The 17,424-nt window shown below is 74.7% G+C and carries 16 protein-coding genes; 6 read left to right on the top strand and 10 right to left on the bottom strand.

The features are described 5' to 3' along the window. Nucleotides 1–4: 4 nt before the first annotated feature. Complete coding sequence (locus ACH45N_RS09590; RefSeq protein ID WP_397393179.1) at nucleotides 5–451, top strand: TIGR03668 family PPOX class F420-dependent oxidoreductase; 447 nt, start codon at nucleotides 5–7, stop codon at nucleotides 449–451. Nucleotides 452–652: 201 nt separating this feature from the next. On the opposite strand, the gene ACH45N_RS09585 is transcribed toward ACH45N_RS09590, so the two are convergent. Next, nucleotides 653–1,030: a VOC family protein gene (locus tag ACH45N_RS09585; protein WP_397393178.1), complete on the bottom strand. Its 378-nt coding sequence runs from the start codon at nucleotides 1,028–1,030 to the stop codon at nucleotides 653–655. 92 nt (nucleotides 1,031–1,122) lie between these two features. Here ACH45N_RS09585 and ACH45N_RS09580 point away from each other — a divergent pair, with 92 nt between their 5' ends. After that, entirely contained in the window at nucleotides 1,123–1,845 is a 723-nt protein-coding gene (locus tag ACH45N_RS09580; RefSeq protein ID WP_397393177.1) for a TetR/AcrR family transcriptional regulator, read from the top strand. A gap of 102 nt (nucleotides 1,846–1,947) precedes the next feature. Here the strand turns inward: ACH45N_RS09580 and ACH45N_RS09575 are convergent, their stop codons facing one another. From ACH45N_RS09575 to ACH45N_RS09555, 5 genes are all read right to left on the bottom strand, one after another. Next, the gene (locus ACH45N_RS09575; RefSeq protein ID WP_397393176.1) at nucleotides 1,948–2,532 is read right to left on the bottom strand and encodes a 1-acyl-sn-glycerol-3-phosphate acyltransferase; all 585 of its coding nucleotides are present in this window, start codon (nucleotides 2,530–2,532) and stop codon (nucleotides 1,948–1,950) included. A gap of 136 nt (nucleotides 2,533–2,668) precedes the next feature. Next, nucleotides 2,669–3,949, bottom strand: a complete 1,281-nt coding sequence (locus tag ACH45N_RS09570) for an FAD-dependent monooxygenase (protein WP_397393175.1) — start codon at nucleotides 3,947–3,949, stop codon at nucleotides 2,669–2,671. A 68-nt stretch (nucleotides 3,950–4,017) separates the two neighbouring features. Beyond that, the gene (locus tag ACH45N_RS09565) at nucleotides 4,018–4,365 is read right to left on the bottom strand and encodes a DUF1232 domain-containing protein (protein ID WP_397393174.1); all 348 of its coding nucleotides are present in this window, start codon (nucleotides 4,363–4,365) and stop codon (nucleotides 4,018–4,020) included. A gap of 81 nt (nucleotides 4,366–4,446) precedes the next feature. Continuing rightward, nucleotides 4,447–5,118: a YdcF family protein gene (locus ACH45N_RS09560; RefSeq protein WP_397393173.1), complete on the bottom strand. Its 672-nt coding sequence runs from the start codon at nucleotides 5,116–5,118 to the stop codon at nucleotides 4,447–4,449. A gap of 201 nt (nucleotides 5,119–5,319) precedes the next feature. Then, nucleotides 5,320–5,607, bottom strand: coding sequence for a helix-turn-helix domain-containing protein (locus ACH45N_RS09555; protein ID WP_397393172.1), 288 nt, complete (start codon nucleotides 5,605–5,607; stop codon nucleotides 5,320–5,322). Nucleotides 5,608–5,813: 206 nt separating this feature from the next. On the opposite strand from ACH45N_RS09555, the gene ACH45N_RS09550 reads away from it, so the two are divergent. The 3 genes from ACH45N_RS09550 to ACH45N_RS09540 are packed head-to-tail and all read left to right on the top strand — an operon-like array spanning nucleotide 5,814 to nucleotide 12,024. After that, nucleotides 5,814–7,328 (top strand): DUF3375 domain-containing protein, encoded by a 1,515-nt coding sequence (locus ACH45N_RS09550; protein WP_397393171.1) that lies wholly within the window; start codon nucleotides 5,814–5,816, stop codon nucleotides 7,326–7,328. Beyond that, nucleotides 7,325–8,050 carry a DUF4194 domain-containing protein gene (locus tag ACH45N_RS09545; RefSeq protein ID WP_397393170.1) on the top strand — a complete coding sequence of 242 codons (726 nt, stop codon included), beginning with the start codon at nucleotides 7,325–7,327 and terminating at the stop codon, nucleotides 8,048–8,050. The genes ACH45N_RS09550 and ACH45N_RS09545 overlap by 4 nt, the downstream gene beginning before the upstream one ends. Next, nucleotides 8,047–12,024 carry an ATP-binding protein gene (locus tag ACH45N_RS09540; protein WP_397393169.1) on the top strand — a complete coding sequence of 1,326 codons (3,978 nt, stop codon included), beginning with the start codon at nucleotides 8,047–8,049 and terminating at the stop codon, nucleotides 12,022–12,024. The genes ACH45N_RS09545 and ACH45N_RS09540 overlap by 4 nt, the downstream gene beginning before the upstream one ends. 150 nt (nucleotides 12,025–12,174) lie before the next feature. On the opposite strand, the gene cofE is transcribed toward ACH45N_RS09540, so the two are convergent. Further along, a complete protein-coding gene (gene cofE, locus ACH45N_RS09535) occupies nucleotides 12,175–12,963 on the bottom strand; it encodes a coenzyme F420-0:L-glutamate ligase (RefSeq protein ID WP_397393167.1) in 789 nt (262 codons plus the stop codon). Between cofE and ACH45N_RS09530 the strand changes: the two genes are divergently transcribed. Continuing rightward, the gene (locus ACH45N_RS09530) at nucleotides 12,859–14,667 is read left to right on the top strand and encodes a protein kinase (protein ID WP_397393841.1); all 1,809 of its coding nucleotides are present in this window, start codon (nucleotides 12,859–12,861) and stop codon (nucleotides 14,665–14,667) included. The two genes, cofE and ACH45N_RS09530, sit on opposite strands and share 105 nt — an antisense overlap. 12 nt (nucleotides 14,668–14,679) lie before the next feature. On the opposite strand, the gene ACH45N_RS09525 is transcribed toward ACH45N_RS09530, so the two are convergent. The 3 genes from ACH45N_RS09525 to ACH45N_RS09515 all read right to left on the bottom strand — a co-directional run bounded on the left by ACH45N_RS09525 (nucleotide 14,680) and on the right by ACH45N_RS09515 (nucleotide 17,372). Next, entirely contained in the window at nucleotides 14,680–15,672 is a 993-nt protein-coding gene (locus ACH45N_RS09525) for a TIGR03557 family F420-dependent LLM class oxidoreductase (protein ID WP_397393166.1), read from the bottom strand. Nucleotides 15,673–15,757: 85 nt separating this feature from the next. Then, nucleotides 15,758–16,633 (bottom strand): hypothetical protein, encoded by an 876-nt coding sequence (locus tag ACH45N_RS09520; RefSeq protein WP_397393165.1) that lies wholly within the window; start codon nucleotides 16,631–16,633, stop codon nucleotides 15,758–15,760. A gap of 10 nt (nucleotides 16,634–16,643) precedes the next feature. Next, entirely contained in the window at nucleotides 16,644–17,372 is a 729-nt protein-coding gene (locus ACH45N_RS09515) for a DUF6597 domain-containing transcriptional factor (RefSeq protein WP_397393164.1), read from the bottom strand. Between the last annotated feature and the right edge of the window lie 52 nt (nucleotides 17,373–17,424).

The raw sequence follows: 17,424 nt of genomic DNA, 5'->3' as shown, positions 1-17,424 counted from the left end.
CGACGTGCGCCTCGATGCCGATGTCTGCCGGTCGCGGTTCGCCGCGGCCCGGCACGCCCACCTCGCCACGGCCGACGCCGACGGCGTGCCGCAGCTCGTGCCGGTCACGTTCGCGCTGATCGGCGCCGCGGAGGGTCCGTTGCCGGGAGCCGCCGCCGAGATCGTCGTCGCCGTCGACCACAAGCCCAAGACCACGCGGGACCTCAAGCGCCTGCGGAACATCGCGGAGAACCCCCGCGTCGCCCTGCTGGCGGACCGGTACGACGACGACTGGACGCAGCTCTGGTGGGTGCGGGCCGACGGCGTCGCCGCCGTCGAGCACGACGGCGCACCCCGGGAAGCGGCGCTGGACGCGCTCGCCGTGCGGTACCCGCAGTACCGCGAGCGCCGTCCGGACGGGCCGGTGATCCGGGTGCGCGTGACCCGCTGGTCGGGCTGGGCACACGGCTGACCGCGAACCCAGTTCGGCCGATCCCCTTTGAGGCCCGGCTTTCTTCGCTTTGACCCTGCTCAAAGCGAAGAAAGCCCGGCCTCAAAGGGGACTTGCCGGGTCAGACCCGCAGAGGCCGGGGCAGCCCCGCAGAGGCCGGGTCAGACCCGGAGAGTGCGGGACAGGCCCGCAGAGGGCGAGGTCAGCCCCGCGAAGAGCCGGTCAGACCCACTGGACGAGCTGCCACACGATCCCGTTGGGGTCGGCGAACTGGCAGTAGCGCTCGCCCCAGGGCTCGGTCTCGGGCGGGGTGACGACCTCGGCCCCGGCGGCGGCGATGCGGGCGAACTCGGTGTCGAGGTCGTCCACGACGAACGCGATCAGCAGGCCCTGGCCCGCAGGGCCGGCGATCCGTTCGGGCTTGAACGTGCCGAGGCCGACCCGCAGGAACACGATGTTGACGCCGGCCGAGTCGTGCTGCAGCGACACGAACCCGTCGTCCGACATGGCCTCGGTGAACCCGAGGTGCTGCTTCGCGAACTCGGCCGACGCGGCGACGTCGGGCACGTTGAGGGACAGGGCGGTACCGGTGATCTTCAAGCTGGCTCCTCACATCCAATAACCTTGTACAGCGTACAACGTAAGATGGTTGCAGAATGTTCCCGGCCCGTCACCCTGACCCTGGAGACCCGATGCCCCGCGAGCTGATCGACCTGCTCTGGCGCGATCACCCCGCCGCGCCGCAGGGCGGCGCGCGGGGCCCGCGGTCCGCCGTCACGACGGGCGCGGTGGTCGACGCCGCGGGCACGGTGGCGGACGCCGAGGGCCTCGCCGCCGTCACGGTCCGCCGGCTCGGCGACGTGCTGGGCGTCTCGGCGATGTCCGTCTACACGCACGTCAACAGCCGCGACGACCTGCTGGTGCTGATGGCCGACGCCGCGTTCGCGCGCATGCCGCGACCCGCCTACGGGAGTGCCGGCTGGCGCACCCGGGTGCGGAGGGTCGCCGAGACCAACCTCGCACTCCTGGGCGAGCACCCGTGGCTCCTGGAGATCGACGACGACCGCACGGCGTTCGGACCCGGCACCATCGCCAAGTACGACCACGAGCTGCACGCGCTGGACCCGCTGCCCCTGGACGACGTCGCCCGCGACGCCGCACTCACGTTCGTGCTCGACTTCGTCCGCGCTGCCGCCCGGGCCCAGCGGCCGGACCCGCGGGCCGGCGAGCTGCCGGAGCTCTGGGGGCGGTGGGGCGGGCGGCTCGCGCAGTACCTCGGCGACGACCACCAGCTCGCCCAGCGGGTCGGCGGCGCGGCGGGCGAGGCGATGAACGCCCCCTCCAGCCCGGCCCATGCCTGGACCTACGGCCTGGACCGAGTCCTGGACTCCCTAGCCCCACCCCCCACTCGTTGAGTGCTGGCTATCTGCGCATTTCACGGCTGGATCAGCGCAAATAGCCAGCACTCAACGGGGCGAGAGGGGCAGGCGGGGCGGCGAGCGGGGACGGCTTGTGGGTCAGGCCGGGTCTTCCGAGCGGAGGCGGGGTTCCGTGCGGTTGGCCGGCTTGACGCCGGACTTGTCCGCGTAGAACGCGCGGATCACGTCCATGTCCGCGCTCACGTCGCCCGTCAGCTCGATGCTCGGGCCGAGCCCGGCGACCTTGGCGACGCCGTCGACGTAGCCGAGCGTGACCGGGAAGCCCGCCTTGAGCGCGATGCGGTAGAACCCCGACTTCCAGTAGCCGGACCCGGCGCCGCGTGTGCCCTCCGGCGTCACGACCAGATGGAACTCCTCGCCCCGGCCGACGGCGGCCAGGATCTCGTCGACGATGCTGGCCGGATCCTTGCGGTCCACGGGGATGCCGCCCAGCGACCGCATGACACCGGCCAGCGGCCCCTTGAACCAGGAGTCCTTGATGAGAAACCGGATCTTGAGGTCCATGTCGAACGCGATCGCCAGCATGAGGAAGAAGTCCGTGTTGGACGTGTGCGGCGCCCCGATGAACACGGTGGGCCTGGTCGGGGCGGGTTCCGAACGCATCCGGTAGCCGGTGGCGGCCCAGATCAGTCGTGCAACGGCCCGGCGGATGGAGCGTGACATCGTCGTCCTCGAGTCAGGTGGAGCGGAGAGAATCTCAGGCGGCGCCGAGCTTCGGGGTCTGCAAGTCTGACAGACCGACCGAGTCGTCAACGATCGCCGTCCGCCGCCCGTTCCTCGCCCGTTCCTCGCCCGTTCCTCAGCGCCGTCGCAGCAGCGGCCGCACGCTGTGCGCCGCGAGGCGCAGCAGGCCCCGGGACCCCGCCGACTGCTCGTCGAACAGCATGAGCGCCACGTGCGCCATGGCCTCGTCGGACGCCGCGACGGCGCGCGTCGCGATCCCTGCCCACGTCTTGGAGCGCATGAGCTGCTGCGCCAGGTAGCACTCCCGGTAGTGCCGCGCGAACCGGCGCCGGTGCGCCCGCTCGAACCCCGCCAGGGCACCGGGCAGCCCCGCCCCGCTCCAGGTCGCGCCGGACCGTTCCAGCCCGCCGAGGTGCTCCGCGAGCTGCACGCCGGCGGCCATCCCGTAGAAGATCCCCTCGCCGCTGAGCGGGTTGATCGTCGCGGCGGCGTCCCCGACCAGCACCGCGGCCCGCCCCGGGGCCGTCATCGGCGTGCGGGCGGCGGCGTGCGGGAGCTGGTGCGTGGCGACCCGCTCCACCCCGGACACCGAGAAACCCCGCCGCTGAAGGTCCTCGACGTACAGGTCGAAGAGGTCCCGCAGCTTGCGGCCGTGGCGCGAGGTCTGGCGCTTGAGGTGGTTCACGGGGAGGCCGACGCCGATGTTCGCGCCGTCTTCGGGCAGCGGGAAGACCCAGCCGTAGACCGGCAGGAGGGACTCCAGGAAGTCGAACCGGAGGGTGTCGCTCACGGGCTTGTCCGGGTGGGTGACCCGACCGTAGGCGCGCATCGCGATGTGGGTGTGCCGCATCGCGGGGCGGTCGACGCCGATGGCCCGCCGCACCGTGGAGTAGGCCCCGTCCGCGCCGACGACGAGGTCGAACGCCTCCTCGGAGCCGGAGGATCCAGAGGCGCCGGAGAGCGTGACCCGCTCGCGCGTGCCCCCGGCCGCCGTCATCCCCTCGAACGCGACGCCCTCGCGCACCTCGGCGCCGGCGTCGCGCGCAGCGTTCAGCAGCAGGTCGTCCAGGGCGAGCCGCGGGGTGACGTACCCGGCGAGGTCGCGGCCCTCCATGAGCGGGCCGCGCGCGAGCGCCTCGACGCCGCCCGGGCCGCTGATCGCCACCGACATCGGCATGTGGAACGGCTTGAGGAGCTCCGTCAGGCCGAGCCCGTCCAGCACCCGCCGCGCGCCCGGGCCCAGCCCGTCCCCGCAGGTCTTGTCGCGCGGGAACGTCGCCTTGTCGACCAGGGTGACGTGCGCGCCCGGGACCTCGCGCCGCAGCGCGATCGCCGTGGCAGCGCCTGCGGGGCCGCCCCCGACAACGAGGACCCTGGGTGCGTTGTCGCCGGTCACGCCGTCGACACTAGACCCGCCCGGGCCGACGGGCCAGGGCGGGCTGACGAGCCTGGCAGGCGCACCGGTCAGCGGTGCGGCTTGCGGTTCGGCGTCACGTCCTCGGCGGTGCCCGGCACGGTCTTGCCGTGGGGCGCGGGGCCAGGCGTCGTGGTGCCCTGCGGACCACCCGGCGTCGCGTCCCCGGTGGTGCCCGGCACCGTGCGGTGCTGCCGGAACCGGCGGATGGCCTTGTAGAGGGTGACACCGGCGATGACGATCGCTATCGCGTCGTCGCCGAGGCCGAGCGGACCCAGCACGCCCTCGGAGAGGAGGTCGATCGGACTGGCCACGTACCCGGCGCCCGCGACGAACGTGAGGATCTCCTGCCAGGTGAACTTCCTGGGATCCTTGCCCCGCTTGTTTTCCTCGCGCATGCCCGGAACGTAACGGAGAACGGAGCGACTCGCCAGGGATGTCCCGGAAGCCCGTTTCGTGACGTCGGCCTCAGGCCGCGGTCACACGTCGATCGGACGGCGGTCCTCCACCAGCCGCGACGTGTACCCGGCCGCCACGAGCCGGTCGAAGGCGCCCAGCACGTCGGCGGGCACGTCCTCCTCGTGGGAGATGAACCCGAGCTCGGCGTAGAGCGTGAGGCGCTGCGTCTCGCCCACGAGCATGTCGATCACCCGGTCGGCGTCGCCGATCGTGCGCACGTACGCGTCGAGCGACATGGGCCGGGACACGCACAGCACCTCGATGTCCGGCCAGACCATCTGGGCCGTCGCGAACGCGCGCCGCTGCTGGTAGGGGTGCGAGACGAGCAGCACGGAGGACGGCTCGACCTCGTTCTCGGCGAGCAGCTTGCGGCTGTACTCCAGGTTCTCGCTGGTGTTGGTGGCGGCGGGCTCGACCAGCACCACCTCCGCGGGCACGCCCTCCGCGATGGCGCGGTCGCGGTAGCCGAGCGCCTCGCCCTGGGGGAAGGCGTCGACCGTGGTGGGCGCGTTCGCGCCCGTGAAGACGATCTGCGGGAACAGCCCCGCGTGGTAGAGCTCGGCGGTGTAGACGGCGACGCCGAGGTCATGACCGCCCAGGCCGATGCCGACGTCGACCGGCCGCGGCACGTGCTGCAGGTCGTGGAACACCCACAGTGTCTCTACGTCCTCCCGCACTTCGACGGGGATCATGACGTTCGGCATATGACGACCATATTGCTCGGAGGAATGAGGGGCACAACCTGAGTGAGAGTGCATGCCCGGTTTCCACGGGAATTGCGTGCAATGTCACATTCATCGGGAACGCACCGCCGCCGCGGCGCCTCCGCGTCCCCGTGCCCCCCGCACCGACATCCCATACGCAGACAAGGTAGCGGACCAGATGAAACCGCCCTAGTGCGCGGGATCGTCGTCGTCCTCCCCCTCGCCGGCCGGGTCGGCGGCGACCGCGACGACGTCGTCCTCGAGCTTGCCCGAGAACAGGTCGAGGTACTGCAGGTGCAGGTGGTAGCCGGCCCCCAGGGCGATACGCCGGATCATGCCGAGCGTCGGTTCGATCTGGCCGGACTCGATGCGGCTGATCGTCGACGTGGGCACGCCCGCGAGCACCGCCAGGGAACTCATGCTGAGCTCTCGCTCGGCGCGGATCCGGGCGATGATCTGGGCTGCGTTCGTGAGCAAGGTGCCCTCCCGTCGACGCTCTGCCATCGAAACGTGCCATGACGCACGACAGGGCCTGCCGGAAAGTAGAGATCTGTTTTCCGGCAAGCCCTGTGGGACCTGACTCTATACGTCTATGGCCGTCGCGGCGCAGCGACGGAGCAAGTGTCGCCATGTTTCCCCCGGGGGTGCCGCACCGACACGTTGGCCTACTACTCTCAGCCCCCATGGGTACTGCGAGCTCACCGGGGGACGCCGCGCCCCGGCCGGCCGCCGGGCACGGGACAGGTCGCCGCGGCCAGGCGGCGCGCGCCGTGCGCGCCCTTCTCCAGGAGCACCCCGCGTGGGTGCTGCTGCGGTCGAGGAACGCCGCGGCCGCCGTCGTGCTGCTCGACCGCAACCTCGGCGCGTCCCGCCGGCGGCTGCCCGTGGAGCAGCTCGCCGACCGGATCGACGACGACGTGCCCGAGCTGCGCCGCGCCGGGTTCGAGCTGCCCTACTCCGGCTACTTCTACGTCTCCGAGTGGATCGACGAGGGCGTGCTGGTGCGCCGGCGCGCCCCGCAGACCGGAAGCGAGCCCGGTGCGGAGACGGTCGAGCTGTCCGACGGCGCCCTGCTCGCCATCCGCTTCGTCTCCCGCCTGCGGCGGCCGCACCCCGCGGTGACGCCGTCCCGCCTCGGCGCGGTGCTCGACGGCCTGCACCGCCTGGCGGACGAGGCCGACCCCGACCCGGAGGCCCGGCTCGCCGCCCTCCTGGAGCAGCGCGCGGCCCTCGACGCCAAGATCGAGCGCGCCCGGCGCGGCGACTCCGAGGCCCTGCCGGCGGACGTCGCCGCCGAGCGGGCCCGCGAGATCCTGGCCCTCGCCGGCGACATCCCCGCCGACCTGGCCCGCGTGCGCACCGAGCTGGAGCGCACCGACCGCGAGCTGCGCCGCCGGCTCCTGGAGTCCGACGGGTCCCGCGACACCTTCCTCGACGACATCTACCGCGGCGTGGACCACCTCGCCGAGTCCGAGGCGGGCCGCGGCCTGGTCGGGTTCCGTGAGCTGCTGCGGCAGTCGGAGCACACCGCGCAGGACGACCTCGGCCGGGTGCTCGACTCCGTCCACCTGGCGCCCGGCGAGGCCTCCGCGCTGCGCCGCCTGCTGCCCACCCTGCAGGACGCCGCCGACGAGCTCACCGACACCATGGGCACCCTGCGCCGCGCGCTGCAGCGGACGGTCCGGTCCGGCGAGCTCCCGGCCGAGCGCGCGCTGCGGCGTCTGATCGGCGAGGCGCAGGACGCCGCCCTCGCCGCGGCCCCCGACGTCGCGCCCGGCACGGAGCTGCGCCTGACCCTGCCGCTGGGCGCCGTGGCACCCCGGTCCGTGGGCGGCCTCGCGCCGCACAACCCCGGTGGGGAGGACGCCGAGGCGCCGCCCGCCGCCCCGGCCCTGCCGCCGCGGCCGGTCTCGCTCACGGCGCTGCGCGCCATGGCCCGCGACTCGGAGATCGACGTGGACGAGCTGCGCGGGCACGTCAACGACGTGATCGACCAGGCCGGCCGGGCCACGGTCGGCTCGGTGCTCGGCGCGCACCCCGCCACGCAGGGCGCCGCGAGCGTCGTCGGCCTGCTGACGCTCGCCGAGCAGCACGGCACCCCCACCGGCGACCGCGAGGACGTCAGCTGGCGGTCCTCGCGCGGCGTCGCGCGCCGGGCCGCACTACCCCAGCACCAGTTCGAGGAGCATGTCCCGTGACAGAACCCGGCGTACCCGGATCCGGCCCGGCGCGGCCCGACCCGGCAGACCTCCGCAGCGCGCGCCCCGGCCGGCCGGCCGGCACGTCGTCGGGCGCCGGCGGCTCGGCGACGTCGGGCGGCGGCGCGCCGGGAACCGCCGGCGAGGCCGGCAACCACCTCTGGCCCGGCGACCACGGCACGCTCCCCGCGCCCGCGCGCCTCGCGCTGGCCCGCCTCGTGCGCGGTCCCTACCTGGCGGCCGAGCCCGAGCCCGACACCTGGCGCGCGCTGCTGGCCCACGAGGACGTGGTCCGCGAGCGCCTCGCCGACCAGTACCTCGACCTGGTGGTCGACGCCGACGCGCAGGTCGCGTTCGTGCGGGACGTGCCGGCGGCCGACGCGCCGCAGGTGGTGCGCGAGGTGGCGCTGACGTTCCTGGACACGGCGCTGCTGCTGCACCTGCGCGCGCTGCTGCTGGACTCGTCCGACGGCCGCGTGGCGATCAGCCGCGACGAGGCGGCCGACCATCTCGCCGTGTACCGGCGGCGCGGCGGCGGTTCCCCGATGGACTTCAGCCGGCAGCTCGACGCGACGTGGGCCCGGCTGATCGAGTCGGGCATGCTGGAGCCGCTCAGCGGCGACCGGTGCACGGTCTCCCCCGTGCTCCGGACCGTGTTCGGGGCGGACCAGGTCGCGGCGCTGAGCGCCGAGTACGTCCGGCTGGCGAAGGAGAGCGCATGAAGACCCCGCACCCGACCCCCACCGGGCAGTGGCGCCTGTCGCGCGTCGAGCTGGTCAACTGGGGCACGTTCTCGGGCCACCACGTGGTGCCCGTGCCGCGCGAGGGGTTCCTGCTGACGGGCCACTCGGGCTCGGGCAAGTCGTCGCTGGTCGACGCCGTCGCCGCGGTGCTGACCCCGCCCGAGCACCTGCGGTTCAACGTGGCCGCCGCGGGCACGGCCGCCACCGAGCGCGAGGCGGGCGACCGCGACGTCGTCTCGTACGTGCGCGGGGCGTGGCGGCACCGGACCGACGAGAGCACGGGCGAGGTGGTGGCCGACCACCTGCGCCAGGGCGCCACCTGGTCCGGCGTGCTGCTGCGTTACTCGGACGGCACCGACACCGACGACGGCACCGTGACCCTGGTGCGCCTGTTCCACCTGACGCGGGGCTCGTCGACGCCCTCGACGCTGCACGTCGTGGTGCCGGGCGAGGCCGGCCTGCTGGACTTCGAGCGGTTCGTGCGGTCCGGGCCCGACGTCGCCGGCGTGACCGCGGCCTGGCCGGCCGCGACGGTCAGCGAGCGGCATGCGCCGTTCGCGGCGGCCTTCACGCAGGCGCTGGGCATCGGCTCGGAGCAGGCGCTGGTGCTGCTGCACCGGACCCAGTCGGCGAAGAACCTGGGCAGCCTGGACGACCTGTTCCGCGGGCACATGCTGGACGAGCCCGGCACGTTCGAGCTGGCGGCCCAGGCCGTGCAGCAGTTCGCCGACGTGGCACGCGCCTACGCCGACATCGAGACGTCGCGCCGGCAGATCGAGCACCTGAGCCGGCTCTCGGCACTGACCAAGACGTACGACGAGGGTTCGGCGGCCGGGGTGCGTGCGGCGACGCTGCGCGGCTCGCTCGAGACGTTCAAGGACGCGTGGAAGCTCGACCTGGCCCACGGCGCGCTCGCGGGAGCACGGGCCGCGGAAGAGCGGGCGCAGCACCACCGCAAGGCCGCCGACACCGAGGTCGACGTCGCGGCGAACACCCACCAGCAGGCCGTCAACGTGCTGGGCGCGCGCGGCGGGCAGGCCCTGGCCACCCAGGCCGACCGCCTGCAGCGGGCGGGCGAGATCGCCGCCCTGGTCCGCACGCGGCGCGGCGAGCTGAAGACCGACCTCGAGTCGGTGGGCATGAACATGCCCGAGACCTTCGCGGAGTTCGCGGCGCTCAAGGAGAAGGCCCGGTGGGAGCTGGGCGGCGCCAGGCCGCCGGCCACGGGCGCCGTGCCGACCCTGACGGGCGCGGTACCCGCCGTGGCCGCCGCGTCGACCGGACAGGTGGCCGCCGTCGCGACCGGTGCCGTCCCCGCGGTCACCACGGACGCGCTGCCCGTCGTGGCGACGGGTGGGGCGACCGGTGCGGTGGCGACCGGGGCCGTGGCCGCGGTCGGGCGCTCCCGGGCGCCGGAGGCCCTCGACGGCCGCATCCGGGAGGCCCTGGCGGCGCGCTCCGCCGTCGGGCAGCAGCACGAGGCCGTCGCCGCACGGATCCAGGCCGTGCGGCAGACGCAGACGAACGTGCCGGCCGCGCTCGCCACGGCCCGCCGCGCGGTGGCCGAGGCTGCCGGGCTCGACGTCTCGATGCTCCCGTTCGCGGCCGAGCTGCTGCGCGTGCGCGAGGAGGACGCCGCCTGGCGCCCCGTGATCGAGGAGATCCTGCGCCCGCTGGCCACGCTCGTGCTGGTCTCCCCCGCGCACCGGGCCGCCGTCGCGCGGGCCGTGGAGGCCGGGCCCGGGCTGCGCTACCGCGTGGTCGGGGTGCGCAACGACGCGCCGCGGTCCACCGACGACTCGTCGCTGGTGCACAAGGTCGAGGTCAAGGACGGCCCGGCGGCGGGCTGGCTGCACCGCCGCCTGTCCGAGCAGTACGACTACCTGTGCGTCGAGGAGCCCTCCGGGCTCGACCTGCACGAGCGCGCCGTGACCCGCGAGGGCCTGATCAAGCACGGGCCCGAGGAGATCGAGCAGCCGCTGCTGCCCGGCGTCGAGGACTGGGCGCTCGGCTGGGACGCCGACGACCGGCTCGACCAGCTCCTGGAGCTCGCGCGCGCGACGCAGGCCCGGCTCGCCCAGGCCGACGAGGCCGTGGCCGACGCCGTCGCCGAGCAGCGCGAGGCCGTGCGCCGCCAGCTCACGCTGCGGCACGTGGCGCGCCGGGAGTGGCGCGAGGTGGACATCGAGACCGCCGAGGCCGACCTGACCGACGCCCAGGCGTCGTTCGACCGGCTGCTGGACGGCACGATGGACCTGCTGCAGGCCTCGCAGGACGTCGCGGCGGCCGAGACCCGGCTCGACCAGGCGCGCGCCGCGGCCGCGGAGGCAGCGGACGCGCTCGCCGAGGCCCGCGCGCACCGCCGGTCCCTCGAGCACGTGGTCGCCGAGCTCGGCGACGCGCCGACTACTGCGATCCCGCTCGCGCACCGCCACGAGCTGGAGAAGCGCTACGCCGCCGTCCGCAAGACGGTGACGCACGAGGTGATCGACGACGTCTCCCTGACGGTGTCCCGCACGCTGGACGCGGAGCGCGAGGCCGGGCTGCGCACGTCGGGCGCGGCCGAGCGGGAGATCGTCGGTCTCCTGGCCGAGTTCCGGCGCCGCTGGCCCGCGATCACCCGTGACCTGACGGCCCAGGTGGGCGACCGGGCGCGGTACCTGGAGGTGCTGGAGCGCATCCGGACGTCGCGGCTGCCCGAGCAGGAGGCCCGGTTCTCCGACCTCCTGACCGACCAGGCCCGCCGCGCCCTGCGCAAGCTGGCCGCCGAGATCCGGCAGGCGCCGGCGACCATCCGCGAACGGATCGTCGGGGTGAACACCTCGCTGCGGCGGTCCCCGTTCGACACCGACCGGTTCCTGGAGATCCGGGTCAAGGAGCGCCGTCCGGCGGCCGTCGAGGAGTTCCTGACCACCCTCGACGCCCTGACCGGCGACACCGAGCCCGAGTACGAGGTGCTGGAACGGCTCGTGCGCCGGCTCGGGTCCAGCGACCCCGCCGACCGGGCCTGGCGCTCCCTGTGCCTGGACACGCGCCGACACGTGCACTTCACCGGCGTGGAGGTCACCGCGGGTGGCATCGCGCTGGCCGTGCACGACTCCTCCGCGGGCCTCTCCGGCGGTCAGCGGCAGAAGCTCGTGGTGTTCTGCCTGGCCGCCGCCCTGCGGTACCAGCTCGCCGGCGCCTCCGACTCGGCGACACCCGCCTACGGCACGATCCTGCTGGACGAGGCCTTCGACAAGGCCGACACGGCGTTCACCCGCACCGCGATGGACACGTTCACCGCGTTCGGGTTCCACATGATCCTGGCGACGCCGCTCAAGCTGCTGCAGACCCTGGAGGACTACGTGGGCGGCATCGGCCTGGCGACCTGCCGGGAGATGCGGGAGTCGCGCGTGGACGTGGTGCTCCTGGAGACCCCGCTGCCCGACGTCGACCCGGTCGCCTCCGCGACCCGGGGCGGGTCCGGCGGTGGGGCCGGGGCCGCGGGTGGTGGTTCCGCGGGGGGTGGTTCCGCGGGTGGTACTGGTTCCGCGGGTGGCGGTGCCGACTCGGCCGCACCGGTCCGGACAGGTCCGGCACCTGGCCCGACGTCGGCCCCCGGCCCGGCGGTTCCGGGAGAGAACCCCGGCGACGCCACCGGCACGGGCAGCACGGCGGGCACGGCGGGCACGGCGGGCACGGCGGGCGACGCTGCCGCCACGCCGGCGCGCGGGATTCCCGCCGTTCCGCCGCCGCCCCCGCCCGGACCGGCCCCGAGGGGCCTCCAGCCGCTGGCCTCGGCCGTGGCGCCGTCCGAGGGACAGACACCGGCGGCGGGACAGACACCGGCGGCGCCGTCCGACGCGGCCGACGACGAGCCGGCGCCGGACTGGTCCGCGACGGTGACCGCCGAGGAGTCCGACGGCGCGTCGCCCGTCGTCCGGATGACGTCGCGCCGCCCGGCACTGTAGCGAGGCCGACCACGACACTGACTCGACACCCGGCCTCAGCCGAGTCAGCTGAGTGGTCCGACCAGCTGGCTGACTCGGCACCCGGCCTCAGCCGAGTCAGAGGGGTGGTCCGGCGTCAGCCGGCGCCGTCGTCCGCGGCCGGGACGGGCCTCAGCCGACCGCCGTCCCCGCGCGGCCCGCAGCCAGGCCGCGGGCGTAGGCCTCCGCCGACCCCTCGCGGAACAGGTCGTCCGCGCTGGCCCGCACCAGTGCGCGGGCACCGGGGCCGTCCTCGGCGGTGACGTGCCGGTCCATGCCGCGCACGACGGCGACGGCCCGGCCCGCGGACTTGCCGCGCACCAGCTCGGACGCCGCGGCGATCTCGTCGACGACGGCGGTGACGGTCACGTTGAGCGGCCGCCCGTGCGTGTCGGTACTGCCGCGGAGGTCGTCGGTCGGGCTGATGCCCGCGCAGCCGATCGCGATGTCGACCAGGGCGTCGCGCCAGGGCCGGCCGGCCGTGTCGGTGACGACGACCCCGATCCGCGACAGGCCGAGCCGCTGGGTGAGCGCCGACCGGACGGTGCGGGCCGAGGCGTCGGGGTCCACGGGGAGCAGCAGGACGGTGCCCTCGGGCGTGTTGCTGGCGTCCACGCCTGCCGCGGCCATCACCAGGCCGAGCTTGTTCTCCACGATCCGCAGCGGCGGCAGCCCCGGCCGCGTGCGCTGGGCGACCACGCGGACGGTCTCGTCCGTGATCGCCTGCTCCCGGTCGTCGGCGGCCACGACGCGGCCCTCCGCCTTGGACACGATCTTCGAGGTCACGACGACGACGTCGCCGTCGCGCGGCCGGTCCTGCTCCTCCAGGCCCGCCAGGAGGTCGGCGATCAGCTCGCCGAGGTCGTCGCCGGGGATGATCTCGGGCAGCCCGTCGGGGGCCCAGACGCTGAGTCGTTCCACGGGTCCATCCTCACATCGACCAGCGGGCGGCCACCCCGGCGCGATACCCTGCCTGGCGTTCGTCACAATTGTCTGTTTGATGCCGCGATCGATGGGGGAACCGTCCGGTGTTGCACGACCCGCCCGCACGAAGGACGGCGCCCGTACCGGAACCGGCAGCCCTGCGCCCCGGCGAACCACGCGCCATCGGACCGTTCCGCATCCGCAACAGGCTCGGCAGCGGCGGCATGGGAGACGTCTACCTCGGGACCACCCGACGAGGTCAGCAGGTCGCCATCAAAGCTGATCCGCGGGGCCCAGCTCGACGACGACGAGTTCCGCACCCGGTTCCGGCGCGAGGCGCGCGCCGCGGCCAAGGTGCGCAGCCGGTTCATCGCGAACCTCGTCGACGCCGACGCCGACGCGGACCTGCCCTGGCTCGCGACCGAGTACGTGGCAGGGCCGACCCTCTCGCAGGAGCTCGCGGCCCACGGGCCGCTGCCCGAGGCCGACGTGCTGAACCTGGTCGCGGGTGTCGCCGAGGCCCTGTACGAGATCCACCGCGCCGGCCTGGTGCATCGCGACGTCAAGCCGGCCAACGTGATCCTCGGGCCGGACGGGCCGCGCCTGATCGACCTGGGCGTGGTCGCGGCGATCGACGCGACGCGCCTGACCCTGACCGGGCAGCCCGTGGGCACACCGATGTACATGGCGCCGGAGCAGGCGACCGGCAGCCGCGCGACCTCGGCCGCCGACGTCTGGGCCCTCGGCGCCCTCGCCTACTACGCGGCCACGGGCCACCACCTGTTCGAGGGCGACCACCCCGCCGTCGTCCTGTACCGGGTGTCGGCGGAGGACCCGTCCTACGCCGACAGCCCCGCCTACCTGCGCCCCTTCCTCGACGCCCTGCTGGTCAAGGACCCGGAGCGCCGGCCGTCGCTCGACGCGATCCTGGGGTCGCTCGGCGTGCCGCACCCCAGCGGCACCGGGCCGACCCTCGTCACCCCGGCGAGCGGGGCCGCCGGGGCCGCCGCGTCCGCGCGGGGGCCGGCGGCGGGTACCGGGCCGGGGACTGCCGCACCGGGTCGCGCCGGCCGCGCCCCGCGGCGGAGGCGCGGACGCCTCCTCCTCGCGGTGGGCTCCGTGGCGGCGGGGGCGCTGGTGCTGGCCGGCGCGGGGTTCGGCCTCTGGGACTCGCTCACGGAGGACGACGCGGCGCGCGGCGACCTGGGCCAGTCCGGGACGGCCGGTCCGCAGGACCCCGCGGAGCAGTCACCGGGCGGCAGCACGAGTCCCGGGACGGGCACCCCGACCACCGGCCCGACCACCGAACCGGCAGCGGACGGTGACGGGAGCGCGCGCGATCCGTGGGCGCCGGGCACCGCCCAACGGCTCGGCCCCGAGTCCTGCTGGCTCGCGGACGTCGCCGGAATACATGGCCGGCAGGTCACGCTCGCGGTCCGGTGCGACCAGACCGGGTCCGCCACGTGGGGCCACCCCGTGCCGAAACAGTGGCTGCGGCTCAACGCCGTCGGCCGGGACGGGACGGTCAAGGAGGCCCGGGTGGAGGACGCCACGGCCCAGGACACGTTCTGGACGCAGGGCCCGCTCCAGGACACCTCGGCCGTCAGGCTCATCGTGACCTTGCCCGACGTCGGTCCGCTCGCCGCCGTCGAGGTGCGCCACAAGGACGGCTACGGCGCGTACTGGGCCGCGACCCCCTGACCCGCCGGCGGCTCACCGCACCAGCTTGGGCAGCACCTCGCGCCCGAACGTCTCGATCCACTCGCGCTGGTTGCGGCCCGCGTTGTGGAGGTAGATGCGGTCGAACCCGAGGTCGACGTACCGCTGGATCGACGCGCGGTGCTCGTCGGGGTCGGCGGAGACCAGCAGGCGCCCCTCGAAGTCCTCGGGACGAACCATCCGGGCGAGCTGGGCGAAGTCGTGCGGCGAGCGGATGTCGGACCGCGGGAACCGCATGCCGCCGACCGGCCACTCGGTCAGGGCGTTGGCGACCGCCTCGTCGTGGGTGGGCGCCCAGGAGAGGTGGAGCTGGAGCGCCTTGGGCATCCGCGCCGGGTCGCGGCCCGACTCGCGGGCGCCGTCCGCGAACCGGGTCAGCAGGGACGCCATCCGGTCCAGGGGCGCCGCCTGCGTGATCAGCCCGTCCGCCGTCCGCCCGGCGCGCCGTGCCGTGACGGGGCCTGCCGTGGCAACCAGGATCTCGGGGGCGACGTCAGGCATGGTCCACAGCCGGGTCGACTCCAGCTTGAAGTAGGTTCCCGCGTGCTTGACGTCGCGGCCCGCGAGGGACCCGGCGAACAGCTTCCGGATGATCTCGACGGCCTCGAACATACGGTTGATCCGCTCGGCCGCCTCGGGCCAGTAGCCACCCACCACGTGCTCGTTGAGCGCCTCCCCCGAGCCGACGCCGAGCCAGTGCCGGCCGGGGTTCATGGCCGCGAGGGTCGCTGACGCCTGCGCCACCACCGCCGGGTGCCACCGGAAGGTCGGCGCGGTCACCGGCCCGAGATCGCCCGTGGTGTGCTCCGCGGCGGCCGCCAGCACGTTCCAGACGAAGCCCGCCTGACCCTGCTGCGGGGTCCAGGGCTGGAAGTGGTCGGCGGCCATCACGCCCGAGTAGCCGTGCGTCTCGGCGAGCGCCGCGAGCTCCACCGCCTCGCGGGGCGCGAACTGTTCGAGCATCGCGGCATAGCCGATGGTCACCACGCGGGACAGCCTACGGCCCCTGCTCCCAGAGGTGTCAGACGCTCACGTCCTCCGGGTGACCTGAGCGTCTGACAGGTCAGCGGGTTCAGAGGCGACCGTGCGTCCGGAGCGTCGCGAGCGCGCCGAGGGTGGCGAGGCCGCGCGCGTCCACGGTCTGGCCGGGCGACCAGTGCAGGTAGTCGAAGTCCCAGCCGCCGTCGTCGAGCTGCTCCCGTTCCAGCCGGTCGAGCTCGGCTGCGATCAGTGGTTCGGCGAACAGCGCGCGGCTGGGCGCACCGGGCCGCGGCGACAGCAGCAGGGGCCGGAGCTGCTCGTCGTCCTCCCCGCCCGAGACGGAGATGGTCCCGTCGTCGCGCAGGGCGGGCCGCAGTCGCTCGACGGCAGCCGCGACGCGGCCCGGCTCGGGCACGGCGTCGAGGAAGCGGAGCGCGAACAGGACCGTGTACCCGTCCACGGGGTGCTCGCCGTCGAGCTGCTTCCAGCACCAGGCGGTCGCGGCGTCGAGCCACGGATGCTCCAGGCCCAGCTCCCACAGGTGCCCGGCGATCGCGTAGGTGAGGAAGCCGCCGTCGTTCGGCACCATCCACGGGGCGGCCGGATAGCCGGCGGCAGTGGGCAGCACGTGGGGCGCGCGGCCGTCGGGCAGCGCGACGCCGGCGAGCCAGTCGGCGGTCTCGCGGGCCAGCGTCGCGACGTCGGGGTCGGCAGCCGTTCCCAGCTCGGCCAGCACCTCCAGCGCGGACAGCGCGCCCGAGACCTGGCTGTCCGGCCCGCGCAGGTCGGGCTCCAGGGCGTGGCCCCAGCCGTGGTCGGCGTTGCGGTAGGGGCGGAGGGCGTCCAGGACCCGGGCGGGCGGGGCGCCGTCGAGCAGCACCGCGACGCGGTGCCGTTCCAGCAGGCGGGCGTCGTCGTAGACGAACCGCCGGGCGGCTTCGAGGTAGATGCTCGTCGATGTGCTCATGGCATCGACGCTAGGCGGCGGTCAGGGTCGCGTCTTCCAGAAATCGGACGGGTGTGAGGCCGGTGAGCCGCCGCACCTCGTCGGACATGTGGGCCTGGCTCGCGTACCCGGCCGCGGCGGCACGCTCCGCGAGGGACGGCGGTCCAGCGGTCGAGAGGGCGATGAGCCGCCGCAGCCGGGCCACGCGCCCGAGCATCTTGGGCCCGTAGCCGACGGCGTCCACCGTGCGCCGGTGCAGGTGCCGCTCGCTGACGCCGAGCTCCTGCGCGACGCCGGAGATGCGCGAGCCCGGCGCGCCGAGCCGCCGCGCGGCAGCCGCGACGAGCCCGTCCCGCTCGGCCTTGCGCCGCAGCACCGTGCGCGCGAGCAGGTCCAGGCGGCCGGCGGGGTCCGCCGCGTCGAGCGCGTCGGCGAGCGCCGGCCCGACGTCGGGCCACACCTCCGCGAGCGGGACGCGCTGGTCGCGTACCTCGGACGCCGGGATGCCCAGCACGGCGCCGGCCGCGCCGGGCCGGAGCCGGATGCCGCTGGTGCGCGACGTCGGGGCCGCGCCGGAGCCGGCGACGACCGGGCCGGTGTCGGCGCCGACGATCACCAGCTCGCCGTCGATCCGCACGAGGTCCACGCAGCCGTCCGGGATGATCCGCTGCTCGTGGCCCGGCGGGGCGTCGTGCTCCCACAGGCAGGCGACGACCGGCAGCAGGCCGGACGGCGGTGCGAGCTCGCGGTAGGGGGTCACGTCGTCCACGCTACGCGCCACCTCCGACACTCCCCCGTGTCAGACGTACGAG

The sequence above is a fragment of the Promicromonospora sp. NPDC019610 genome (genome assembly GCF_044389365.1).
GTDB lineage: Bacteria > Actinomycetota > Actinomycetes > Actinomycetales > Cellulomonadaceae > Promicromonospora.
The sequence above is the reverse complement of the archived record's forward strand: the minus strand, read 5'-3'. Positions and strand labels throughout refer to the sequence as shown.

Excerpts from the sequence above, each read along its gene's own strand:
- ACH45N_RS09560 (WP_397393173.1), bottom strand. The coding sequence starts at position 5,118 with ATGATCCCCGTCGAAGTGCGGGAGGACGTAGAGACACTGTGGGTGTTC.
- ACH45N_RS09575 (WP_397393176.1), bottom strand. The coding sequence starts at position 2,532 with ATGTCACGCTCCATCCGCCGGGCCGTTGCACGACTGATCTGGGCCGCC.
- ACH45N_RS09580 (WP_397393177.1), top strand. The coding sequence starts at position 1,123 with ATGCCCCGCGAGCTGATCGACCTGCTCTGGCGCGATCACCCCGCCGCG.
- ACH45N_RS09520 (WP_397393165.1), bottom strand. The coding sequence starts at position 16,633 with ATGAGCACATCGACGAGCATCTACCTCGAAGCCGCCCGGCGGTTCGTC.
- ACH45N_RS09565 (WP_397393174.1), bottom strand. The coding sequence starts at position 4,365 with ATGCGCGAGGAAAACAAGCGGGGCAAGGATCCCAGGAAGTTCACCTGG.
- ACH45N_RS09550 (WP_397393171.1), top strand. The coding sequence starts at position 5,814 with ATGGGTACTGCGAGCTCACCGGGGGACGCCGCGCCCCGGCCGGCCGCC.
- ACH45N_RS09540 (WP_397393169.1), top strand. The coding sequence starts at position 8,047 with ATGAAGACCCCGCACCCGACCCCCACCGGGCAGTGGCGCCTGTCGCGC.